The organism is Flavobacterium ajazii (genome assembly GCF_010614725.1).
Taxonomy (GTDB): Bacteria; Bacteroidota; Bacteroidia; order Flavobacteriales; family Flavobacteriaceae; genus Flavobacterium; species Flavobacterium ajazii.
On the sequence record NZ_JAAEHL010000008.1, the window covers coordinates 165503 to 187473 of the forward strand.

Below are 21971 nucleotides of genomic sequence, written 5' to 3' on the forward strand. Positions count from 1 at the left end.
TGAAAAAAATAATTAAGAGGAATTGGCTTAGTCCTTATTTGCCTAAAATTAGCCTAAGAATGAAACTAACCACACTACTATTGATGCTTTCTTTGATGAAAATCCAGGCAAGTGTCTATTCGCAAAATACAAAGCTGACATTAAATATAAATAATGCTCCTGTTGAGAAGCTGTTCAACAAAATAGAGTCTGTTTCTGAATACAGATTTATTTTTGAAAGCAGTATAATTGATCTAAACAGAAAGGTTACTATTAATGTTAAGAAAAAAGGAATAACTGAAATACTCGATAAGGTATTCAGAGAGACTAACATTTCTTATACTATAAATGATCGTCAGATTATATTGGTAAAGAAAAAACAACAGGTAAATCCGCAAGAAAAAAGCACTGTTCAGAAAGTAGCTGAACAAGGTATTGAAATTACAGGAGTAGTAACCGATTCGAAAAATATGCCGATACCCGGAGCTAATGTTACAGAAAAAGGAACTACTAATGGAGTACAAACTGATTTGGACGGAAAATTTACAATCCGTGTAAATGGATCAAACAGTGTTTTGGTTGTTTCTTTCATAGGGTTTGAAACCTTAGATGTAACAGTGGGTCAAAGTAAGTCATTGAGCGTAATCTTAAAAGATCAAAATTCAGCATTAAATGAAGTTGTGATTGTCGGGTATGGGGCGGTAAAGAAAAAAGATTTGACAGGAGCTGTGGCGACAGTGAAATCATCTGATATTGTTCTGAATCCTGTGGCTAGTCCAATGGAAGCCCTTCAGGGAAGAGTTTCAGGTCTTGATATTCAACGTGGATCAGGTAAAGCAGGAACTGCCCCAAAAGTCTTACTGAGAGGAAACAGATCTTTGACAGCCAGTCAGGATCCGCTGTATATTGTGGATGGAATTCCTTCAAGTATCAATAATCTGAATACGAATGATATTGAAACTATTGATGTTTTAAAAGATGCTTCATCTACTGCAATATATGGTTCTTCAGGAGCCAATGGAGTTATTATTATTACAACTAAAAAAGCAAAAGCAGGAAAACTCCAAATAGACTTAAACAGTTATTTTGGACTTAATGGTTTTTCGTCTTTTCCTGCTCCGCTTACGGGAGATAAATGGCTGAATTACAAACGCGATCGGTTTTATCTGGATAATGGTTACGAAGCTACAAATTTAACCGATTTAGGTTTGAATGCTGCGGCTGTGGCTGCAATTGAAAAAGGACAATATGTAAACTGGATTGATGAAACTTTGCAGGTAGGCACACAGCAAAACCATAATCTTTTTATGAGAGGAGGTTCAGAAAAAGTTCAGGGTTATTTCTCTTTAGGATATGTAGGTGAAGAAGGAATTTATAAAAATGATAAAGTAAACAGTATAAATTCAAGAGGAGGGGTTGATCTTAAATTTAGTGATAAATTCAAGACCGGTTTTCAATTGATTTTAAATTATCGAAAAGGAACCACTACAAACAGTAGAATTAATAAAGCGTATAGTGTTTATCCTTTGGGAGTACCATTTGATGAAGATGGTATTGTGAATCTTTATCCGTTAGAAGGAGACCCTAACAACATCAGTATTTTGGCGAATAATTATCCGGAGGCTTTTGCTGACGAATCTATGAGTTATAATATTCAGTTTAATCCTTATATGGAGTTTGAATTTGCTAAAAACTTCAAGCTGAGATCTAATTTAGGAACAAGATTTTCAGGAAGCAGAGCGGGTACTTTTCAGAATAAAAATTCATACAATTTGTTAACGGAAGGAAGAACTGCAAGTGAAGCAACGTACAACATGGAATTGGATTACAGTTATATTTGGGAAAATATCCTGAATTATAATTTTAAACTTGGCAAAGATCATGATTTTGGTTTGACAGGAATTACTTCATGGGCTGATAGCAGATCCGAAGGAACTTATTTAGGTGGGAACGGTATAGATTATGACGACTTTAAGTTTTATAACATGGGAGCGATAAAAAATCTAACCACCAGAATGAATACATATAGCCAGTTTAACAGAATGTCATTTGCCGGACGTTTTAATTATAGTTTTAAAGGAAAATACCTGTTTCAGTTAACCAATCGATGGGATGGAGTTTCTCCGTTAGCAGAGGGTAATAAATGGGCATCGTTTCCATCTGCGTCTTTAGCCTGGCGTATTAGTGACGAAAGCTTTATGGAAGGAACAAGTTCATGGTTAAATAATTTAAAACTGAGACTGGGTTATGGAATTTCAGGATCGGCAAATATTGATCCGTATTCCAGTTTGACCCGTACTTCAACTAAAACAAGCAGCCTTTCTCTTGGTGGTGGTACAGCATTGCCTATGTATGTGCCTACTGAGCATATTTCAAATCCGGATTTAACATGGGAGCGTTCAACCAATACGAACTTAGGTTTGGATGTTTCGGTATTGCATAATAGAATTGATCTTGTAGCCGAATATTATTGGACGCATACCGACGGTATTTTATGGGATCGCCGTTTACCTACCAGTTCAGGTGGTTATGATGCCAAAACACCTTATAAAAAGACTTCTAATATCGCTTCTTCTGAAAACAGAGGATTTGAACTTGCCATTAATACTAAAAATGTTGATAATGAAAATTTCAAATGGAGTACTTCGTTTACCTACACAAATGCTGAAGAAAAGCTTACTAATATAGATTTAGGAAATTTAAGCGTTACTCAGTTAATTTCAGAAGGTCTTTTTATCGGAGAAACTCCGGCATCACAAGGGGTATTTTATGATTATAAAAAAATAGGGATCTGGCAATTAGGTCAGGAAGCAGAAGCGGCGCTGTATGGTGCCAAACCGGGAGATATTAAACTACAGACTGTAGAGCAGTTTGATGCCAATGGTGTGTCTGATAATGGCGTACATGTTTATTCTACAAAAGACAGAATGATTGTAGGGAGTAATGTTCCGGATTATTTCTTTGGTTTACAAAATACATTCAAGTATAAGAATTTTGATCTTACGGTATTTGTAAACGGAAGATATGGCGGAATGATGCGCGCTCAGGTACTTGGATACTGGAATAAAGAAGCACAGCCGGAAACCTATAATTACTGGACACAAGACAATCCTACAAATGATTTTCCAAGGCCGGGAGGTAGTTTTAATACCCAATTTCAGTCGGCACTAGAGCTTGTAGATGCTTCTTATGTGAAAATCAAGAATATTACTTTCGGGTATTCAATGCCGGAAGAATTTCTTAAAAGAACAGGTATGAGCAGTATGAGGCTTTATCTGACATCTTATAATCCTTTTGTTTTTAGCCGCAGTCATTTATTGAAGGATGTAGATCCGGAAAACGGAGGATCTGATTCATTCCCATTATTTAAACAAGTCGTTTTTGGTCTTAACCTATCATTATAATAGTATGAAAAAATATATAAACTTAAAAACAGTAATTGTTTTACTGTTTTTTACTGCCGGATTACTTCAGTCCTGTAGTTTAGAAGAAGAAAACCTTACCACTATTTCCCTGGATAAATCCTATAGTGAAAGACCGGGATTCGAAGGATTAATTAACAGCTGTTATGAGAATTTGTATTTCTTACACGGAAAGGTTGATTATATAGCACCAACAGAAGCAGGAACTGATTCCTGGGAAAATGTAAGTACTAGCGGAATTGGTTATGCACAATATGCCAGCCAGTTAAATCCGGACGATGGAAACATTAAAGTGATTTGGGGAACGACATATGCGACTATAAATCTTTGTAATACGGCGATTTATTATTCAAAAGATGTTCAGGGTTATTCCTCTACAGATGAAATGAATGCTAAATTGGCGGAAGCCTATTTTCTAAGAGCTTTTTGTAATTTTATATTGGTAGAACAATTTGGAGGTGTCGTTTTAAGAACAAAATCATCCATTATTGAAGGAGCTGATAATGCCCCTGTGCGAAGTTCTGAAGAAGCGTTTTACGATTTAATTATAGAGGATTTAAAATTTGCCTGTACACATCTTCCGGTTCAGCAGACTTTACAAGGGCGTGTTGCCAAAAAAGCGGCGTATGGTTTGCTGGCCAAAGTTTATCTGCAAAGAACACGATTAGGAAACGTTTCGGAATATGCAAAATTAGCGTTGGAAACTGCTGAAGAATTAATTAATAATCCTTCCAAATATAATACTGCTTTGTATTTAAGCGATAATACCAAATCGGGATTTAAGAAGCTGTGGGAGGGCAACAATAACAAGAAAAATACAGAATTTTTGTTTACCCAGGGAATTGATCCGGGAGGTCTTAATCCGGAAGGTTTCAACAGAGGAAGAACAAGACAGTATTATTTGCCTGATTTAGCAACCAGAGGTGCCGAATGGGGTGCAGGAGCAACCAGTATTTTGTACGGAAGAGCCAACAGTCGTTTGCTAAAACCAAGTAAATATTTGCTAACAGAGGTGTTTTCTCCGGTAGAATCGCCTGCAGATACACGTTTTGCGGAAACGTTTACGTATAAGTTTTATGCCGTAGCAAACAAAACGATTACACAAACAATGGCTACTGCTTATAAAAAAGATGCCTCAGTAGTGGGTTATACCATTAAAAATACTTTAGCTCAGGCACTTCCAACGGTTAATTTTTATTCGCAAAAAATAGAGGAACAAATCAATATGAATAATGATGAAGGTTTGTCTGTTTTTACGCCTAACTGGAACATCGATCCTGCTGTGAAAAGTAAAATGCCTGTACTTGTTGCTGATCCAAGTGATCTCTTTGAACCGGGAACAAATAGATATAAGGATCCAACATTATATCCAAACGACCCAAATCTTATCAATATTTTTCCGGCTATGCGAAAATTTTCTGCCGCATTGTATTGCCAGAGTAATCAGTATTGGTTAGGTGATATCCCTATTATTCGTTTGGGAGAAATTTATCTGGTTGCAGCAGAGGCCGCTATCTTAAATGACAATAATCAGACTAAGGCTGCGGGTTATGTAAATACTTTAAGAAAAAGAGCTGCTTTGACATCAAGAGAAAACGAAATGTTAGTCTCAGATTCTCAAATGAATATTGATTTTATTTTAAAAGAAAGAGCAAGAGAGTTATCCGGTGAACACACAAGATGGATTGATCTAAAACGTACGGGAAAATTAAACAAAGCTTATCTGGAGCAGACAAATCCAATTGCAGGAACAAATTTTGTTGACAATAAACATAAGGTTAGGCCAATTCCAAGATCCTTTTTGGATGCCATTTCAAATGCAAAGGAATTTGGTAATAACGGATATTAAAAATAATTTTTGGTTGGTTGTTGAAGGCAGGTCGAAAGGTCTGCCTTTGGCTTTTTATGAAAAACGGCTTCCATTTCTGAATCAGAAGGAGTAAAAGGTTTTAAAACAACAATTCGTGAGAAAATTTTAGAAGTGCTAAGTGAAAAGAAATAAAAAAAATCTGCTCAATCTGCAGAATCTGCGAGAGTAAATTTTTCACGCAGATTTAGCAGATCAGGCAGATAAAATGCATCAGCAATAAACCATTTTTATAAATTAGAATCGATTGTCCCCATCCAAAAGATTTCCTAGTCCGCCCAGCAGGCTTCCTTCGTCACGGCTATTTCCACCGGATCTTGGTGCTGATGCAATAATGCGGTCTGCCAGTCTTGAAAAAGGCAATGATTGTATGTAAACTGTTCCCGGACCTTTCAGGGTAGCATAAAATAAACCTTCGCCACCAAAAATGGAGTTTTTAATTCCGCCAATAAATTCAATGTCATAATCAACGTCTTTAGTAAAACCAATAATACATCCTGTATCTACTTTCAGGACTTCGCCGTGAGCTAATTCTTTTTTAGCCATTGTTCCTCCAGAATGTACAAATGCCATTCCGTCTCCTTCGATTTTCTGCATGATAAAACCTTCACCGCCAAATAAGCCGCGTCCCATTTTCTGAGAAAATTCTATCCCAACAGAAACACCTTTGGCAGCGCATAAAAAAGAACTTTTTTGACAGATAAATTTGCCCTGAAATTCGGTTAAATCAATCGGAAGGATTTTTCCCGGATATGGCGATGCAAATGAAACTTTACTTTTTGTGTGACCCTGATTTAAAAATGCGGTCATAAACAAGCTTTCACCGGTAAGAACTCTTTTACCTGCATTTAAAAGTTTGCCAAACAAACCCGACCCCTGTTGTTGTGAACCATCGCCAAAAATGGTTTCCATCTGGATATTGTTTTCCATCATCATAAAGCTCCCGGCTTCGGCAATTACAATTTCCTGTGGATCAAGTTCTATTTCAACATATTGCATTTCTTCTCCAAAAATCTGATAATCTATTTCGTGTGCCTGCATAATTTCTAAGTTTTTTATTTTTAAAATTAGACGAAACATGATTCCGAATGTTACAGTTCTTTGTATTCTTTGTTTTTAGATAAAAAATTATTTAAGGAATAGTGTCATCCTGAGCGGAGTCGAAGGCTTTAAACAAAAATTCTTCCGGCTAAATTTGTCTTTCACAAAGCGGAATGAATGAGGTTTAGACCATCTTTTTTAAATTTTAAAAACATTAACAGCTTTTGTTATTTTAAATTAGTCTTAATTACGTGTTTATTTGATGTAAATTATATATTTTTGCACCGTTATAATTTTATCAGAATGGCATTAGTTAGCGATTTGACCACCAACATATTGTTTGAAACCGAAAAAGGATACAGTTATCAATGTGATTTGACAAACAGTATCATCATTAATTTTATTGATACAGTATCAAATTATAAAATTCATGATTTTTTGATTTTCCAAAGAAAGGTCAATAGCGTTGATATTCTGGATATGCTTTATGATTTGTCTGATCAGTCAGATGCACAGCTGATTGAAACTACTAAGAAAAATTTCTCCAGAAATCTTACCATCTGCGAAATAGTTCAGCTTCGTGAATTATTAAACGGAACTAAGTTTACCCTCAATTTGCATTCTATGCTCTGCAATATTGTGAATGTTGAGCTTATTTAGAATCTTACTTAGATTAAATCCAAATTTTCAGACATTTAGGGCTGCTTTCTTAAGTTTTTGTAATTTTACAATTATAAAAATTAAAGGTTATGAAAGATTTACTAAGAACAAGCACTTCATTAACTGAAGGCGTAGAAAATATATTGAATTTACAGGCAAAATTAGAAAGTGACGCTTCTAACAAATATTTGGCTATGGCTGCATGGCTTGATAGAAATGGTTATGCAAATACCGCATCGTATATGTATAAGCAGGCAGAAGAAGAAAGAGAGCATTTTCTAAAAGTTTTCAAATATATTACAGACATGGGAGGGATTGCAGTTACGCCATCTATTCCGGAAGTACAGCAGGAATTTGCTTCTTTCAGAGAAGTATTTGAAACTGCTTTACAAAATGAAATTGCAGTTACTCAGGCTGTAAACAAAGTAATCGCAAAATGCAGAGCTGAAAATGACTATGCTACAGAAGATTTTATGATGTGGTATGTAGCTGAGCAAAGAGAAGAAGAGAAAAATGCAAGAAGAGCATTAGAACTTTTCGAACTAATCAACGGAAACGAAGCTGACGGTAAATTCCAATTAGACCTTCAGATTTCAAAAATCGGATAATAACCGGTTTATAAAATTTAAAAAGCCCTTAATATTGTTTTATTAAGGGCTTTTTTATGTGTTTTTAGGAGCAGAAATATCAGGTGTTTTAGAGACATCGTTCCTGCTCTCCACTATATCTTTGCTTTTTTAAAGAAAAAAAGCAAAGGATGCCGTTGCGATCAGGGCTAAGACAAGTAAAGTATTCTTTATTTAAATTAAAAAAAAGACAGTTTTCAGTAATGAAAACCGTCTTTTCTCTTTATTCTATTCTCTAATTAAGAATTCATCAAAGTCTCAATCTCATCCACTTCAACCGGAATATTACGCATCAGGTTAAAAGGTTCTCCTTTTTCCTGAACCACAACATTGTCTTCCAGACGGATTCCGAATTTCTCAGCCGGAATGTAGATTCCAGGTTCAACTGTGAAAACCATATTTGCCTTCATTGGCTCATGAAGCAAACCGTAATCGTGAGTATCCAGTCCCATATGGTGAGACGTTCCGTGCATGAAATACTTTTTGTAAGCAGGCCAGTCCGGGTTTTCGTTCTGAACATCGGCTTTGTCGATTAAACCCAAACCTAATAATTCAGAAGTCATGATTTTTCCCACTTCAACATGATATTGTTTCCAAAGCGTTCCTGGCGTAAGCATTTTTGTAGCTTCGTTTTTTACTCTTAAAACCGCATTGTAAACCGCTTTCTGACGATCAGAAAAACGTCCCGAAACCGGAATCGTTCTCGTCATGTCGCTGGAGTAATTGGCATATTCAGCAGCAACGTCAAGCAGAATCAAATCTCCTGCTTTACATTGCTGGTTGTTTTCGATATAATGTAAAACGTTCGCATTGTTCCCCGAAGCAATAATTGGCGTGTAAGCAAAACCTTTAGAACGGTTACGGATGAATTCGTGTGCCAGTTCAGCTTCGATTTCGTATTCGGTAACATTTGGTTTTACGAATGACAATAATCTGCGGAAACCTTTCTCGGTAATATCACAGGCGTGCTGAATCAAATCAATTTCTTCGCTTTCTTTTACAGAACGGATTCTTTGTAAAATCGGGTTACTTTTTGCCACATTGTGTGCCGGGTATTTTTCTTTCCACCATTTTACAAAACGGGCTTCACGTGTTTCAGTTTCAACAGCAGCGCGGTAATGCTCGTTGGTATTGATGTACATCGTATCAGCATACGTCATCATTTCGTTCAAAACTTTATGAAAATCCTGCAGCCAGTAAACCGTTCTGATTCCCGAAACCTGAAAAGCACGTTCTTTGGTCAGTTTTTCGCCTTCCCAAATGGCGATATGCTCGCTGGTTTCTTTCAGAAAAAGCATTTCTTTCTGGTTTTCATAAGGTGCATCCGGAAACAAAAGCAAAATACTCTCTTCCTGATCCACACCGCTTAGGTAAAAAATGTCTCTGTGTTGTGCAAAAGGCAAAGTACTGTCGGCACTAACAGGGTAAATGTCGTTTGAATTGAAAATGGCAACAGAATTAGGTTTCATTTCTGCCGTAAATTTTCTGCGGTTTTTTACAAAAAGATTGCTGTTTATTTGATGATATTTCATAATTGTTTCATTTTTGAACTTGGAATTTCAAAATTACATATTTTAAGTCATCAACGTAAAATTGATTTCTTAAAGTTTTATTATTTGTTTGGGATTTTTTATTCGTTCTAATTTTAGCCGCAAAGTTCGCTAAGGTTTACCAAAGCACGCAAGTTTTTTTGCTCGCAAAGACGCGAAGTCGCATAGTTTTTCTTCAATCTTGTCATTCGAGGGATGAGGACATGAGCGAAAGCGAATTGGCGAAGTTAATCCCCGCAAGTAAACTCGACAAAGCTTAATAAGCGCAAAGTTCTGTCAATTTCGACGGAGGAGAAATCACACTCGTAAATCGACAAATATTAGTTATTCTCTTTGCGGAGTTTCTGTTATGATTTTTCCTACTTCGAAATGACAATATTGTGAAAATCCCAGCAACTTAGTTTCTAAGTACTTTAAAAGTTTTAGAATGGCGTGTCCCAAGAGCCGGGGCTTTCGGTTTTATTACCAATTAACAAAAAGTAGGGTTAAAAAACTTGTTTTTCTAAGTTGGGAGATACTGCCTCTATCCCTAACGCAATTCTCAATTTCATAAGGAATTTATTTTTTTAATATAGGAATAATTTTTTCAATTGTGGGAATTTGTATATTGGTGTAATAAAACAACAATAATAATGATAGAATTAATTATAGAGAATAAATTTGACAAGCTAAAAGAATATTTGAAAGATTCCAAAGATTTTCAAATACATAAATTTCTTTTAGAAGTTTTAGAAGGCAATGAAAAAATTGAAATTGATGGTGAAAGTTTTGATGCTGTAAAATTTCAGGAAGAATTTTTAGAAGGTTTGAGAATATATTTAACTCTTCAAAAATCAAATCTAAACGATTTTCAATTTAAAGCATATTCTTCAGTTTTGGTTGAATTGACTTTTAAAATGTGTGGATTTATAAGATTAATGGCAGATAAAGCAATGGAAAATGGAGTTTATTTGTCTGATCTGGAAGATGTCTACAAAGTAAACCCTGTTATCAGACAAGAGTTGCAAGTTTTTATTGATGTTTTGAAAAGTAAAAATGAAAGTAATTCAGTTGCAAATGTTGCTGCAGGTAAAGCGCAGGTGACTAACTCAATTCAAAACTTACTTGAAAAATTTGAAATAGGTGAAGACATGTTGCAATTTGCTGAAAGTTACGAGAAGGTGGGACAAATAGAATTTGCTGCTGATATTTATAAAGGTATAATCAATGATTTTGAATGTGACTCTGTAAAATTTTCTAGTGGGATATTTCCTGAAATTTCCCATATTGATACTCGTTCACAAAAAGAAATTGATGTTTTTGAAAAAGCTAAATTAAATTTAGTAAGGATAATAGGGGAAAATGTCCAAAATGAAGCTCCGAATATTGAAGATAATGATAAAAATAACAACAAATATTTAAATGATAAAAGAATCAACGATAGACTTTATCAAGAAATATATGACTCATCGGTATTACTTTTAAAAAGCGAAAAGGATGCTAGTTTAGGGCTGCTGGATGCACTAAGCTATTTTAGTAAAGTTTCAACAAATGAGGATTTAAATGATGTTACTGATATTTATATATATGAAGAATCTTTTAGTAAAAGTGATGATCAAATAAAAAACACATTTTTACATGCAATAACTGCTCTAATTACAGATGATTATAAAGTAGATAATTTTAAATATCTTGAAGAAATTATATTAAAAGATAAAACAAGATATGGAGAAGGAGCATTGCGTTTTATTTTGAATATTGGTAGATATAAAGAAAAATTCAAAAGTGATATTTTGAATTTTTTAGATAAAAATTTAGCGTCACTTTCAAAAAATCAGACAAGTATACTGGCTTACTTTTTAGTTGAATTATATGTGAGTGACTATAATGTTGTTAATTTACTTAATAAAATAAATAAGAAAGAGGGAGTGTCACTTCCCACAGTTCCCCAAAAAAAATTAAACCCGATAGTTGAAGAAAAAACTATAGTTACTCAAACAAAAAGTTTTGAGATGGCAACACCATGGTGGAAATTCTGGTAGTTTAAAAGAAAAGTAAATATTTTACAAATTATAAAAAAAAGGTGGATTTGTAATCCGTGCCCAAAAAGAATATAAAAACCTGTAACAAACCCCAACTTCACAAGTCTTTACAATAAACCAAAATCTATGAAACCAAAAACCATCTGCTTAATCGGACTGTTCTTCTTTGTGCTGAGTTATATTATGTTTTCAAACAGTGCTGCTTTTGAGTATTTCAAAAAACCGGTCGATTTTGCGCATTGGTTTAATTTAATTGGGGCTTGTCTGCTGTTGTCATTCAATAATGTATTTCCAAAAAACAGATTAAATTCGGTTGCTTCTTTCATCACAGCTTTAGGAGTTGCGGCTCACGTAGGACTTTGTACAATCGATTTTATCATGTGGAGTTACGGCGACAACGAAGCTGCAAAAGCTCTCTTGACTGAACATATCAGTAATACGCCTTCTATTTTGTTTCCGTTTGTTGTTGTAGGGCCATCGTTGCTTTTTGTAGGGTTGGCGGTACATGCTGTAAACTTTATCAAAACGCATACAATAAATGCTTTAATGGTAATTGTGGGAGCGCCATTGGTAGGGGTTTCATTCTTTGTATTAAAAAATGGAATTTTAATGTTGTTGAGCTGTCTTGTTTTTTCTTTGGGATTGGTTTTGCTTCTTCATAGAAAAGAAAACAGAGAAGCGGTAATTGTTTAAAATTAATCTACTTTTGCAGTATTCTTTTAAAGTACACGGATTTGAAAAACCACTTAAAATACCTGGTTTCGCTCTTTATGGCTTTAGTCGTGATGACAGGTGACGGTATTTTGTGTTCTCAGTCTCATGTTCCCGAATATTACCAGTCTTCTTATGTCACTTCTGGAAAAGAAACTGATCTAAAGAATATTCGGTTATACGTTTTCAATCGTATAAAATCATTTGAGAAAATTTTATTTCCGATACTTTTAAGTTACCTTGAGTTTAAAGAAGTTTTCAGTCTGCAGACTAAAATTCTTTTGCAGGTTTGTAGCAATCTTCATCAAAATATTATTTCATTTATAAAGCAGTTTGTTTTTATAAACGAACATACTATTTCAGCCAACTTCAGAGAAAGTTTATACAGCGCTTAAGGAATTTCTTCCTCAGTAATTATGCTATTTCAAAGCATAAGATGATTCATAATGTCTAATCATTTATCATTTTATAATGTATAAACAAAATCATAAAAAAGGTTTAGAGCAATCTAAACAGCCGCTTCATTGGCTCAAAAGAAAAATTATTGTAATACTAACCGCCTTCATGTTAGGAATGGTAAACGGAATGCACACAGAAGATACCAGAATTAAAGGCAATCAAAATTATACCGAACAGCATAAAAAAGATTGATTTCAGTTGTTCAGAATTTCAGAGTGAAACCGAAGTAATTTCTGCTTCGGTTTTTTTTGTAGAGTTATTCAGAGAAATGCTAAATTTGAGTATTTGTATTTTTATAAGTGATATATTATTTGCAATTTAAGGAATAGATGTCATCCTGAGCGGAGTCGAAGGCTTATGAATCCGAAAAGGCTTCGAATAAGTTTATCCTGAGCGAAGCAGAATGGACTCAGCCTGACACTCTTTAATTTAATAAACCAACTTGATATGGCAGGAAAAACATGGAAGCTGAAAAAAGTTTTAAAAACAATCTGGATTACAACAGGAGTTCTGTTTACCATCTGGCTGTTTTATTCTTATGAATCGGATGGTGTGGACAAGTCTTTTTTGCAAAGCAATGATTTGGTTAAAGTTGAAGAAGTTTCCGATTACTATTTATTTGCGCCTAAAAAAGAATTTAAAAATGTTGTTATCTTTTACCCCGGTGCAATGGTAGAAGCAGAAGCTTATGTTCCGCTTTGTCGAAAATTAGCTGATCAAAACATGAAGGTTTATTTAATCAAAATGCCATGGCGACTAGCCTCAAAAGGATATAATAAACCCAAAGATTTACATCTTTTTGGCGATGATTCTAAAACATACATTCTGGCAGGACATTCGCAGGGCGGAAAAATGGCAGCGCAGTTTGTATATGAAAATCCTAAATTAATAGACAAACTGATATTGATAGGAACTTCGCACCCAAGGGATATTTCTTTAGCAGATGCTGAAATTTCAATATTAAAAATTTACGGTTCAAAAGACGGTGTGGCAGATGAAGGATCTGTTTTGAAAAACAAATCGAAACTGCCTGAAACTGCAAGATTCATAAAGATACAAGGAGCAAATCATTGTCAATTTGGTTATTATGGGTTTCAGTTAGGAGATGACAAAGCTGATATTAGCAGAGAACAGCAACAGAAAGAAACTTTAAGCGCAATGGTTTCATTTATAAATGAATAATCAAATGAAAAATTATGCCATCAAACAATATTTCAGCAAAATCCGAAAACGAAATCGTATCAACCAGAATTGTAAATTTCGCTCAGCAACTTGTTTACTCCGCATGGACAGAACCGGAACATTTAAAAAGCTGGTGGGGACCAAAAGGTTTTACCAATACGTTTAATGAATTTGATTTGCGCCCCGGCGGGAAATGGAATTTTATAATGCATGGACCTGATAAAGGGAATTATGCCAATGAATGCGAATTTCTAAAAGTAGAAAAACCTGATTTTTTAAGTTGGAAACGATTCTCAAAACCGCTTTTTCAGGTGGCTGTATCATTTGAAAAGGTTTTAGATAATGAAACAAAAATTATTTTTAAAATGATTTTTGACACTCCCGAAGAATGCAATAAACTGAAACCATATGTAGTTGATAAAAATGAAGAGAACTTTGATAAACTGGAAGCTGAATTATCTAAAATGATTTAATGAAAGTCAAGATATAAAAAAACCGAAGCCTTAAACTTCGGTTTTTTAGAATTTGAATTTTAATTCACCCATTTATAATAACGAGCGCCAATTAAGGTTGAAATTTCTTTTTCGATTCGGTCTAAAACCCATTCGTTTTTTGGAGTTCGAACACTTTGCTTTTGTTCTTTTTTGTGAAGACTTTCGTAAGTATTGAAATCAATTTCTGTGCTTTCTGCTAAGTTTTCAAAAAGTTTCACATTTATTAAAGCTGATTTCCATTCCGGTTGAATTGTACCTTCAAAAACTTTTGATTTTGATCCGCTTCCGTAAGCTAAGAAACCAAATTTAGTTCCTGTAACTTCTTTGTTTGTATCATTAAAATGAGCCAGAGTTGATAATAATCCCATGAAAATAGAACCGGTGTAAAGATTTCCAATTAAAGAAGAAGCTAATTCAGCAGGCTGTAATTTCTCGGTTACAAATTTTCGGTATTCATCAGATTTTGCTACTTCCTTAATTTTAGTCTGATAATCAGCAGAGGAAATGCCATCAGCAATAACTTTTTCAGCACCGTCTAAAGCATAAATTTCAGATAACATTCGTCGCCCCTGAAAAGAATACGGCAAGTGCATCACAATACTATGCCAGGTGTTGTATAAAGTTTCGGTAGTATTTTTTAATTTTTTGAATGAAAAGTAAGCGTTTCGTGTACGATCCATATAACATTGGTTTGAATATTGTCCGTCAAAAACCGGCTGATCTTTATGGATTTCGATTTCAGCTTCTAAATTGTCAAACCAGGAATCGTTATTTGTGTTTTGTGTAATGGCTTCTTTTGAAATGCTTCTGTAAGGTTTGAAAAAGTCAAAAACACCTTTTGTGCTGGTTGCCCAATTGTCATCAAACGCAATGATTTTTGGATCTGAAGTAATCAGCATCGCAACAGCTCCGGCACCCTGAGTGTATTCTCCGCCAGAATTTAAATCGTATTTTGCAAAGTCACTCGTTACTACGATTGCTTTTTTAGCCGGATTTAATTTTATAAAGTCAAGACAGTTTTGCAAGGCATCAACTCCCCCGATACAAGCGAAAGTAAAATCGACAACGTCGCATTCGGCTAAAGCGTCTTCACCAAATTTTTGCTCCATTAAATTGATCAGATAAGAAGCAATTGGTTTTGAACTGTCAATACCACTTTCGGTACCAACATAGATTCGGCTTATTTCGTTTAGATTGATTTTATTGTCAATGATCAATTTTGTTAAGGCGTTTGCTCCAAAAACTACTGCGTCCTGATGAACGTCAGGGAAAGTCATTTTTAGTAATCCTAGACCTTTTTCCAGTTTTTCTGGTTCAATATTTCTGGCAACAGCCAATGTTTTTATGGGTAAGTGTATGTTGGCTACATCAAAAGAAATAGCATCAATTCCTGTTTTCATTCTCATTTTTTTTGAAGGCGGTAAAGGTAAAGTTATTAGAATGGAATGGCAATTTTTTACGTGTATAAAATTCCTGTTGAACAGTACTTTTGTAGAAAACAAGTCAAAAGTTGGAGTAAAATAATAATTTAGTAAACTTTTGTTATTTTTTTGTGCGATGCATATTTTTTGAAATAAATCGACTTAATTATAGATTTGAAAATTTTTATAATAAATTAATGAGTAATTCATTTTTTTATACGTAAAAGTACGTATACGTAGTCTATTTTAAAATGATTATAAATAACAACGAAATGGTTGTAGTTGACGTGTATTTGAGTTATTTTTGCCTAATTTTTAAAACAAAACTACTTAAACACTTATGGCACAATCTGCACTATTGAATGCTTCCATCTTAAAGAAAGTAGCTATGGCTCTTTCGGGAATATTCTTAATCACGTTTTTAGCGCTGCATGTTACCTTAAACTTCATTTCTATTATTAGTGAAGACGTTTTTAACGAGGCTTCACACTTTATGGGTTACAATCCGCTAATACAATTTGTAATGCAGCCAATTTTGGCAATCGGAGTAATTTTCCATTTCGTAATGGGATTTATACTTACTGCTCAAAACAGAGCTGCAAGACCTATTGCGTATGCGAATTACAATGGGGCTGCAAACGCATCATGGAGTTCCAGAAATATGATTATTTCCGGATTGGTTATTTTAGCATTCTTAGGACTGCATTTTTATGATTTCTGGTTTCCTGAAGTTACGTATAAGTACATAGCAGGTACAGCGCCAGATGCTACTAGGTATTATGGAGAGTTAGTTCATAAATTTCATGACCCGATCCGTACAGGATTATACTGTGTGTCTTTTATCCTTTTAGGATTCCACTTATGGCACGGGTTTGCATCTTCTCTTCAGTCTGTAGGGATGCACAACAAATATTCTAGATTTTTAGCAAAAGTTGGTTACTGGTTTTCAGTTGTAGTTCCTGGTCTTTTCGTAATTATCGCTTTATTTCATCATTTCAATAATTAATATCAATTATAATGGCATTAGATTCAAAAATTCCAAATGGTCCTATAGCGGACAAATGGACAAATTATAAAGATCATATTAATTTAGTAAACCCGGCTAACAAACGTAATTTAGATATTATCGTTGTTGGTACAGGTTTGGCTGGAGGTTCTGCTGCGGCTACTTTGGCTGAGTTAGGATATAACGTAAAAGCATTTTGCTTTCAGGATTCTCCACGTCGTGCACACTCTATCGCTGCACAAGGAGGTATTAATGCTGCAAAAAATTATAAGGGAGACGGTGACTCAGTTTACAGATTGTTCTACGATACTGTAAAAGGAGGTGACTACCGTGCACGTGAAGCAAACGTTCATCGTTTGGCTGAGGTTTCTGCAAACATTATTGACCAGTGTGTGGCTCAAGGGGTACCATTGGCTCGTGAATATGGTGGATTATTAGATAACCGTTCTTTCGGAGGAACTTTGGTTTCACGTACATTCTACGCACAAGGGCAAACAGGACAGCAATTGTTGTTAGGAGCTTATTCTGCAATGAACCGTCAGATTGGTCGTGGAAAAATAAAAATGTACAACCGTCATGAAATGCTTGAATTAGTAGTTATTGACGGAAAAGCGAGAGGAATTATCGCTCGTAACTTAATTACAGGAGAAATTGAAAGACATTCTGCTCACGCGGTAGTAATTGGTTCTGGAGGATATGGAAACGTATTTTTCCTTTCTACAAATGCTATGGGAAGTAACGCAACAGCAGCCTGGAAAATTCATAAAAAAGGAGCGTTTTTCGCAAATCCTTGCTACACACAAATTCACCCAACATGTATCCCGGTTTCAGGAGATCATCAGTCTAAACTGACTTTGATGTCTGAATCGTTACGTAATGACGGTCGTATTTGGGTTCCTGCAAAATTAGAAGATGCTCAGGCAATCCGTGAAGGAAAGAAAAAAGCAACTGATTTATCTGAAGAAGAAAGAGATTATTTCTTAGAAAGAAGATACCCTGCTTTTGGTAACTTAGTACCTCGTGACGTTGCATCCCGTGCAGCAAAAGAAAGATGTGATGCTGGTTTTGGTGTTAACAAAACCGGTGAAGCAGTTTACTTAGATTTTGCAGCAGCGATCAAACGTTACGGAACTGAAGATGCTTACGTAAAAGGTTTAGATGATAAAGATGCTGCTTTGGTCACTAAATTAGGAGCTGCAATCGTGAAAAGTAAATATGGAAACTTATTCCAGATGTATTACAAAATCGTTGATGAGGATCCTTATACGACTCCAATGATGATTTACCCGGCGGTTCACTACACAATGGGTGGTACCTGGGTTGATTATAACTTAATGACTACAATTCCTGGATGTTTCTCAATTGGAGAGTCTAACTTTTCTGACCACGGAGCAAACAGACTAGGAGCTTCTGCTTTGATGCAGGGATTAGCTGATGGATATTTCGTATTACCTTATACTATCGGAGACTATTTAGCTCCGGATATTAAAATGGGTGAAATTTCTACAGACTTACCAGAATTCGTTGAAGCTGAAAAATCAGTAAAAGATTTAATCAACAATTTTATCAATAACAAAGGAACTCATTCTGTAGATTATTTCCATAAGAAATTAGGTAAAATTATGTGGAATAAAGTAGGTATGGCCCGTAACGCTAAAGGTTTAGCTGAAGCTATGGAAGAAATTGCCGCTTTACGTGAAGAGTTTTATAAAGATGTAAAAGTTCCTGGAAGCGCTAACGAATTTAATCAGGAATTAGAAAAAGCAATCCGTGTTGCCGATTTCTTGGAATTAGGAGAATTGTTTGCGAAAGATGCTTTACACCGTAACGAATCTTGTGGAGGTCATTTCCGTGAGGAGTACCAGACAGAAGAAGGAGAAGCACTTCGTGATGATGACAACTTTGCATACGTTGCAGCCTGGGAGTACAAAGGAAAACCAAGTGATGCAGTGTTGCACAAAGAGCCTCTGAATTACGAAAACATTAAATTAGTTCAAAGAAGTTATAAATAAGAATTTGGTCGAAAGCCCAAAGTATTAAAGTCAAAAGGCAGAATGTGCCAGCGACTTTCGACTTTCGACTTTATGACTTTCAAACGAAAAAGGTATGAAACTTACATTAAAAATATGGCGTCAAAAAAACGCTCAAGATAAAGGAGGGATTGTAGAATATCCTATCGATGGAATCGAACCAGACATGTCTTTCCTTGAAATGTTAGACGTTCTTAACGAAGGTTTAATCAACAAAGGAGAAGAGCCTGTAGCATTTGACCACGATTGTCGTGAAGGGATTTGCGGAATGTGTTCTTTGTTCATCAACGGTGAAGCACACGGACCGGACAGGGGGGTTACAACTTGCCAGTTGCACATGCGTATGTTTAAAGATGGTGATACAATTTTTATCGAGCCATTCAGAGCAAAAGCTTTCCCTGTAATTAAGGATTTAGTTGTTGACAGAAGTTCTTTCGACAGAATCCAGCACGCAGGAGGATTTATCTCGGTAAATACTTCAGGAAACACAATCGATGCGAATACTATTCCGGTACCAAAAGTGGATGCAGATAAATCATTTGATGCTGCAGCTTGTATTGGTTGCGGTGCTTGTGTGGCAACTTGTAAAAACTCTTCAGCAATGTTGTTCGTTGGTGCAAAAGTATCTCAATATGCTTTATTGCCACAAGGTAAAGTTGAGGCTACAGAGCGTGTATTAAACATGGTTCACCAAATGGATTTAGAAGGTTTTGGTAACTGTACCAACACAGGAGCTTGTGAAGTAGAATGTCCTAAAGGAATTTCTCTTGAAAATATTGCACGTATGAACCGTGAGTATTTAGCAGCAAGCTTAAAAGGATAAGTAAAATACAACTTAGTTATAGAAAAACGCATTCAAATTATGAATGCGTTTTTTTTATCTTTATATTAAAATAAACAACATGAAAATTGCCCTTATTCAATCAAATCTTGTTTGGGAAAGCTCAAAGGATAACAGAGTTAATTTCGAAGCTAAAATAAACGAAATAAACGCTTCTGTTGATTTGATTGTACTTCCGGAAATGTTTTCGACAGGTTTTAGTATGAATGCTTTAAAAATGGCTGAAACGATGCAGGGAGAAACTGTTTTGTGGATGAAGGCTTTAGCGAAAAGCAAAAATTGTGCGATTGCAGGAAGCCTGATTATTTTTGAGGACAATAAATACTATAATCGGTTATTGTTTGTTTTTCCGACTGGGGAGATTCAGTATTATGATAAAAGACATTTATTTACACTGGCAGGAGAAGATAAAATTTATACTGCCGGGACTAAAAAACAGATTGTTGAGTATAAAGACTGGAAAATTTGTCTTCAGGTTTGTTATGATTTACGCTTTCCGGTCTTTGCCAGAAATGTAGATAATTATGATTTGCTTTTGTATGTTGCCAACTGGCCAAAAGTAAGGATTAATGCGTGGGATATTTTGTTAAGAGCCCGAGCTGTTGAAAACCTTAGTTATGTCATTGGAGTAAACAGGATAGGAGAGGATGCGAATAACTTTGAGCATAACGGTCATTCGCAGGTTATAGATTATTTAGGTAATTATATTTTAGAACCTCAGGAAAATGAAGGTGTTTTTCTAGTAGAATTAGACAAAAATATAATGCTCGAAACTCGTAAAAAAATGAATTTCCTTAATGATAAAGACAGCTTTGAAATTAAAAATTAAAACGCAGTTTTCTTTTTCTTTTTTTCTGCCTTTAATTTTGCTTCTTCATTCTTCTTCGCCAGTTCAGGACTGTAAGGAATGCTTAAATCTATAGATTCAACTTTGTCCCAATTCGCATGTAAATCAATTTCTTCCTGATAATAAAATACCTCTTCTGCATATCTTTTTTCTAAATAGCTTCCGGTATCGTATGTCCTGTTTTTATTGTCGTCATAAATAACTCGTACAGTATATACACTTGGTTCTAAAAGAAGAAAATCAAATTTAGTCTGGTTTTCAGAATAATCGCTCGCCATTACGACGTCTCCTTTTTTATTGGTCAGTTCCACTATAACCGGGAAACGTTTCACATTTTGTAAATTCAGTGTAAGATTACCGTATTCCTCAATTTCTCTTGTTGTGAGTTTGTATGATAAAGTGTCATTCGATTTCTCGTAAAAATCGGTTAATGCACCCGGTAAAAAAGTAAAATTGTACTTTTCAGAAGGCTCTTTTTTTAAATCGATGTATAGTTTTTGTTCAAACTCATCATATTCTGTTGTATAAGCCACTGCTGTAGAGTCTTTATTGACTAATTTTATTTTTGATTTATCAAATTTAATAAGCGGTGTAGCAGTTTCCAGTGTAAATCGGTCTCTGAAATTTATAATCCCATTTTGTAAAGCAGTAATATTCAGGGTGTCTTTTTTCTGGTTTTTAATTTTAAATGTAAACTTTTTATCATAGTTGTCCTTGTTGATTTCTAACGATAATGAATCTACTTTTAAAGGTTTGTACCAGACTTGTAAAGAGTCCTTTTTTGGAAATTGAGTTATAATGGTTTCAAGAACATCATTGCCATTTTTAAGCACAATTTTAGGTTTCGAATCTTTAAAGTTTCGTTTTCCTTCATACGGAAGTAATAATCGGTTTCCGGAAGCCTGTATTGGTTTGAATGCTTTTAAAGGAAGCTGCTCCTTGAATAATTCCAGTTCAAAAACAGTATCGTTTGGTATGGTTATAGGTTGTTTTAGGAAACCTATTTTGTCATCTTTTGGATTGAATTTATTATTGCTTCCCTTGTCTTTTAATGCAACTAAAAGATATTTTCCGGCTTTAAGGTTCTCTAATCGGAAAGTGGTTAAACTGTCTAAAGTATTGGTAATATAACGTGGATTTTCTTTGTAGATAACAGAGTCTTTGAATTTGTCATTAACCTCATATAACATTACAGATACAAAGTTGTCTGCATTTTTTTCATAGGAATCCTTAATTCTTCCGTTTAGCGCAAGTGAATCAATATAAGAACCTGTTGAAAAAACGTATTTGAATTGATTCAACGGATTCCCTTCGTTGTTGTCAGCAATACTTTGCCCGAAATTAAAGCTGTAAGTGGTATTAGGCTGTAAAGTGTCTTTAATCTTGATGCTGATAAATTTACTTGCGTTAGTAGGTTCAATAATTGGTGGGTTTTTCAAAGGAGGAGAAACAATCAGCTGTTTATTGGCGTTTTTAAGTTTTACATATTCATCAAACGTCAGAATGATTTCATTAGCCTTGAAATCAGTACTGAAATTTTTAGGAGAACTTGATTTTAAAATTGGAGCAAGTGTGTCTTTTAAACCTCCTGTTATGCTGCCACGCTTTGCGCAGCTTATCATTAAAAATACGAATAAAAAAGAAAAATATTTTAAACTGTTTTTCAGCATAACGATTTGTGATTTAATTCCACAAAATAACAATTATATTTGCTTTAATCGAAATTTTTTATCGTTTTATTGGGTTTTGAAACTTAGCTTAAATTCAATATTTTTTTATGGTAATCTGTAATCAGTCTATAATATTCTTACATT

At 34.8% G+C, this 21971-nt stretch carries 18 protein-coding genes; 14 read left to right on the forward strand and 4 right to left on the reverse strand.

The features are described 5' to 3' along the window. Positions 1-59: 59 nt before the first annotated feature. Together GWR14_RS15570 and GWR14_RS15575 are read left to right on the forward strand one after the other, a co-directional pair. Positions 60-3383 carry a TonB-dependent receptor gene (locus GWR14_RS15570; protein WP_163410002.1) on the forward strand — a complete coding sequence of 1108 codons (3324 nt, stop codon included), beginning with the start codon at positions 60-62 and terminating at the stop codon, positions 3381-3383. A 4-nt stretch (positions 3384-3387) separates the two neighbouring features. Beyond that, entirely contained in the window at positions 3388-5250 is a 1863-nt protein-coding gene (locus GWR14_RS15575; protein ID WP_163410003.1) for a RagB/SusD family nutrient uptake outer membrane protein, read from the forward strand. Positions 5251-5505: 255 nt separating this feature from the next. Here GWR14_RS15575 and GWR14_RS15580 read toward each other — a convergent pair whose 3' ends face one another. Then, entirely contained in the window at positions 5506-6309 is an 804-nt protein-coding gene (locus GWR14_RS15580; protein ID WP_163410152.1) for a TIGR00266 family protein, read from the reverse strand. A gap of 303 nt (positions 6310-6612) precedes the next feature. Between GWR14_RS15580 and GWR14_RS15585 the strand changes: the two genes are divergently transcribed. Further along, complete coding sequence (locus GWR14_RS15585; RefSeq protein ID WP_163410004.1) at positions 6613-6969, forward strand: hypothetical protein; 357 nt, start codon at positions 6613-6615, stop codon at positions 6967-6969. Positions 6970-7058: 89 nt separating this feature from the next. Beyond that, positions 7059-7577 (forward strand): ferritin, encoded by a 519-nt coding sequence (locus tag GWR14_RS15590; RefSeq protein WP_163410005.1) that lies wholly within the window; start codon positions 7059-7061, stop codon positions 7575-7577. A 257-nt stretch (positions 7578-7834) separates the two neighbouring features. Here the strand turns inward: GWR14_RS15590 and GWR14_RS15595 are convergent, their stop codons facing one another. Next, positions 7835-9127, reverse strand: a complete 1293-nt coding sequence (locus GWR14_RS15595; RefSeq protein WP_163410006.1) for an aminopeptidase P family protein — start codon at positions 9125-9127, stop codon at positions 7835-7837. Positions 9128-9777: 650 nt separating this feature from the next. Between GWR14_RS15595 and GWR14_RS15600 the strand changes: the two genes are divergently transcribed. The 6 genes from GWR14_RS15600 to GWR14_RS15625 all read left to right on the forward strand — a co-directional run bounded on the left by GWR14_RS15600 (position 9778) and on the right by GWR14_RS15625 (position 13991). Further along, positions 9778-11166, forward strand: a complete 1389-nt coding sequence (locus GWR14_RS15600) for a hypothetical protein (RefSeq protein ID WP_163410007.1) — start codon at positions 9778-9780, stop codon at positions 11164-11166. Between the two features lie 126 nt (positions 11167-11292). Continuing rightward, positions 11293-11859: a hypothetical protein gene (locus GWR14_RS15605; protein ID WP_163410008.1), complete on the forward strand. Its 567-nt coding sequence runs from the start codon at positions 11293-11295 to the stop codon at positions 11857-11859. Between the two features lie 41 nt (positions 11860-11900). Beyond that, a complete protein-coding gene (locus tag GWR14_RS15610; protein WP_163410009.1) occupies positions 11901-12272 on the forward strand; it encodes a hypothetical protein in 372 nt (123 codons plus the stop codon). Positions 12273-12348: 76 nt separating this feature from the next. Next, positions 12349-12528: a hypothetical protein gene (locus GWR14_RS15615; RefSeq protein ID WP_163410010.1), complete on the forward strand. Its 180-nt coding sequence runs from the start codon at positions 12349-12351 to the stop codon at positions 12526-12528. A gap of 255 nt (positions 12529-12783) precedes the next feature. Next, entirely contained in the window at positions 12784-13518 is a 735-nt protein-coding gene (locus GWR14_RS15620; RefSeq protein WP_163410011.1) for an alpha/beta fold hydrolase, read from the forward strand. A gap of 14 nt (positions 13519-13532) precedes the next feature. Then, positions 13533-13991 carry an SRPBCC family protein gene (locus tag GWR14_RS15625; protein WP_163410012.1) on the forward strand — a complete coding sequence of 153 codons (459 nt, stop codon included), beginning with the start codon at positions 13533-13535 and terminating at the stop codon, positions 13989-13991. A gap of 59 nt (positions 13992-14050) precedes the next feature. Here the strand turns inward: GWR14_RS15625 and GWR14_RS15630 are convergent, their stop codons facing one another. Next, positions 14051-15412 (reverse strand): hydroxymethylglutaryl-CoA synthase family protein, encoded by a 1362-nt coding sequence (locus tag GWR14_RS15630; protein ID WP_163410013.1) that lies wholly within the window; start codon positions 15410-15412, stop codon positions 14051-14053. Between the two features lie 361 nt (positions 15413-15773). Here GWR14_RS15630 and GWR14_RS15635 point away from each other — a divergent pair, with 361 nt between their 5' ends. The 4 genes from GWR14_RS15635 (at position 15774) to GWR14_RS15650 (ending at position 20139) form a co-directional block, all read left to right on the forward strand. Further along, entirely contained in the window at positions 15774-16439 is a 666-nt protein-coding gene (locus tag GWR14_RS15635) for a succinate dehydrogenase cytochrome b subunit (RefSeq protein ID WP_163410014.1), read from the forward strand. An 11-nt stretch (positions 16440-16450) separates the two neighbouring features. Further along, entirely contained in the window at positions 16451-18451 is a 2001-nt protein-coding gene (locus tag GWR14_RS15640; RefSeq protein WP_163410015.1) for a fumarate reductase/succinate dehydrogenase flavoprotein subunit, read from the forward strand. A 94-nt stretch (positions 18452-18545) separates the two neighbouring features. Then, positions 18546-19292, forward strand: a complete 747-nt coding sequence (locus GWR14_RS15645; RefSeq protein ID WP_163410016.1) for a succinate dehydrogenase/fumarate reductase iron-sulfur subunit — start codon at positions 18546-18548, stop codon at positions 19290-19292. Between the two features lie 79 nt (positions 19293-19371). Then, on the forward strand, positions 19372-20139 hold the full coding sequence (locus GWR14_RS15650; RefSeq protein WP_163410017.1) for an amidohydrolase: 768 nt from the start codon (positions 19372-19374) through the stop codon (positions 20137-20139). Here the strand turns inward: GWR14_RS15650 and GWR14_RS15655 are convergent. Next, positions 20136-21827, reverse strand: a complete 1692-nt coding sequence (locus GWR14_RS15655; RefSeq protein ID WP_163410018.1) for an Ig-like domain-containing protein — start codon at positions 21825-21827, stop codon at positions 20136-20138. The two genes, GWR14_RS15650 and GWR14_RS15655, sit on opposite strands and share 4 nt — an antisense overlap. Between the last annotated feature and the right edge of the window lie 144 nt (positions 21828-21971).

Coding starts and splice junctions, on each gene's coding strand:
- GWR14_RS15600 (WP_163410007.1), top strand. CDS start 9,778: ATGATAGAATTAATTATAGAGAATAAATTTGACAAGCTAAAAGAATAT.
- GWR14_RS15570 (WP_163410002.1), top strand. CDS start 60: ATGAAACTAACCACACTACTATTGATGCTTTCTTTGATGAAAATCCAG.
- GWR14_RS15625 (WP_163410012.1), top strand. CDS start 13,533: ATGCCATCAAACAATATTTCAGCAAAATCCGAAAACGAAATCGTATCA.
- GWR14_RS15595 (WP_163410006.1), bottom strand. CDS start 9,127: ATGAAATATCATCAAATAAACAGCAATCTTTTTGTAAAAAACCGCAGA.
- GWR14_RS15590 (WP_163410005.1), top strand. CDS start 7,059: ATGAAAGATTTACTAAGAACAAGCACTTCATTAACTGAAGGCGTAGAA.
- GWR14_RS15585 (WP_163410004.1), top strand. CDS start 6,613: ATGGCATTAGTTAGCGATTTGACCACCAACATATTGTTTGAAACCGAA.
- GWR14_RS15615 (WP_163410010.1), top strand. CDS start 12,349: ATGTATAAACAAAATCATAAAAAAGGTTTAGAGCAATCTAAACAGCCG.
- GWR14_RS15580 (WP_163410152.1), bottom strand. CDS start 6,309: ATGCAGGCACACGAAATAGATTATCAGATTTTTGGAGAAGAAATGCAA.
- GWR14_RS15645 (WP_163410016.1), top strand. CDS start 18,546: ATGAAACTTACATTAAAAATATGGCGTCAAAAAAACGCTCAAGATAAA.
- GWR14_RS15635 (WP_163410014.1), top strand. CDS start 15,774: ATGGCACAATCTGCACTATTGAATGCTTCCATCTTAAAGAAAGTAGCT.
- GWR14_RS15650 (WP_163410017.1), top strand. CDS start 19,372: ATGAAAATTGCCCTTATTCAATCAAATCTTGTTTGGGAAAGCTCAAAG.
- GWR14_RS15640 (WP_163410015.1), top strand. CDS start 16,451: ATGGCATTAGATTCAAAAATTCCAAATGGTCCTATAGCGGACAAATGG.
- GWR14_RS15630 (WP_163410013.1), bottom strand. CDS start 15,412: ATGAAAACAGGAATTGATGCTATTTCTTTTGATGTAGCCAACATACAC.
- GWR14_RS15605 (WP_163410008.1), top strand. CDS start 11,293: ATGAAACCAAAAACCATCTGCTTAATCGGACTGTTCTTCTTTGTGCTG.
- GWR14_RS15655 (WP_163410018.1), bottom strand. CDS start 21,827: ATGCTGAAAAACAGTTTAAAATATTTTTCTTTTTTATTCGTATTTTTA.
- GWR14_RS15620 (WP_163410011.1), top strand. CDS start 12,784: ATGGCAGGAAAAACATGGAAGCTGAAAAAAGTTTTAAAAACAATCTGG.
- GWR14_RS15575 (WP_163410003.1), top strand. CDS start 3,388: ATGAAAAAATATATAAACTTAAAAACAGTAATTGTTTTACTGTTTTTT.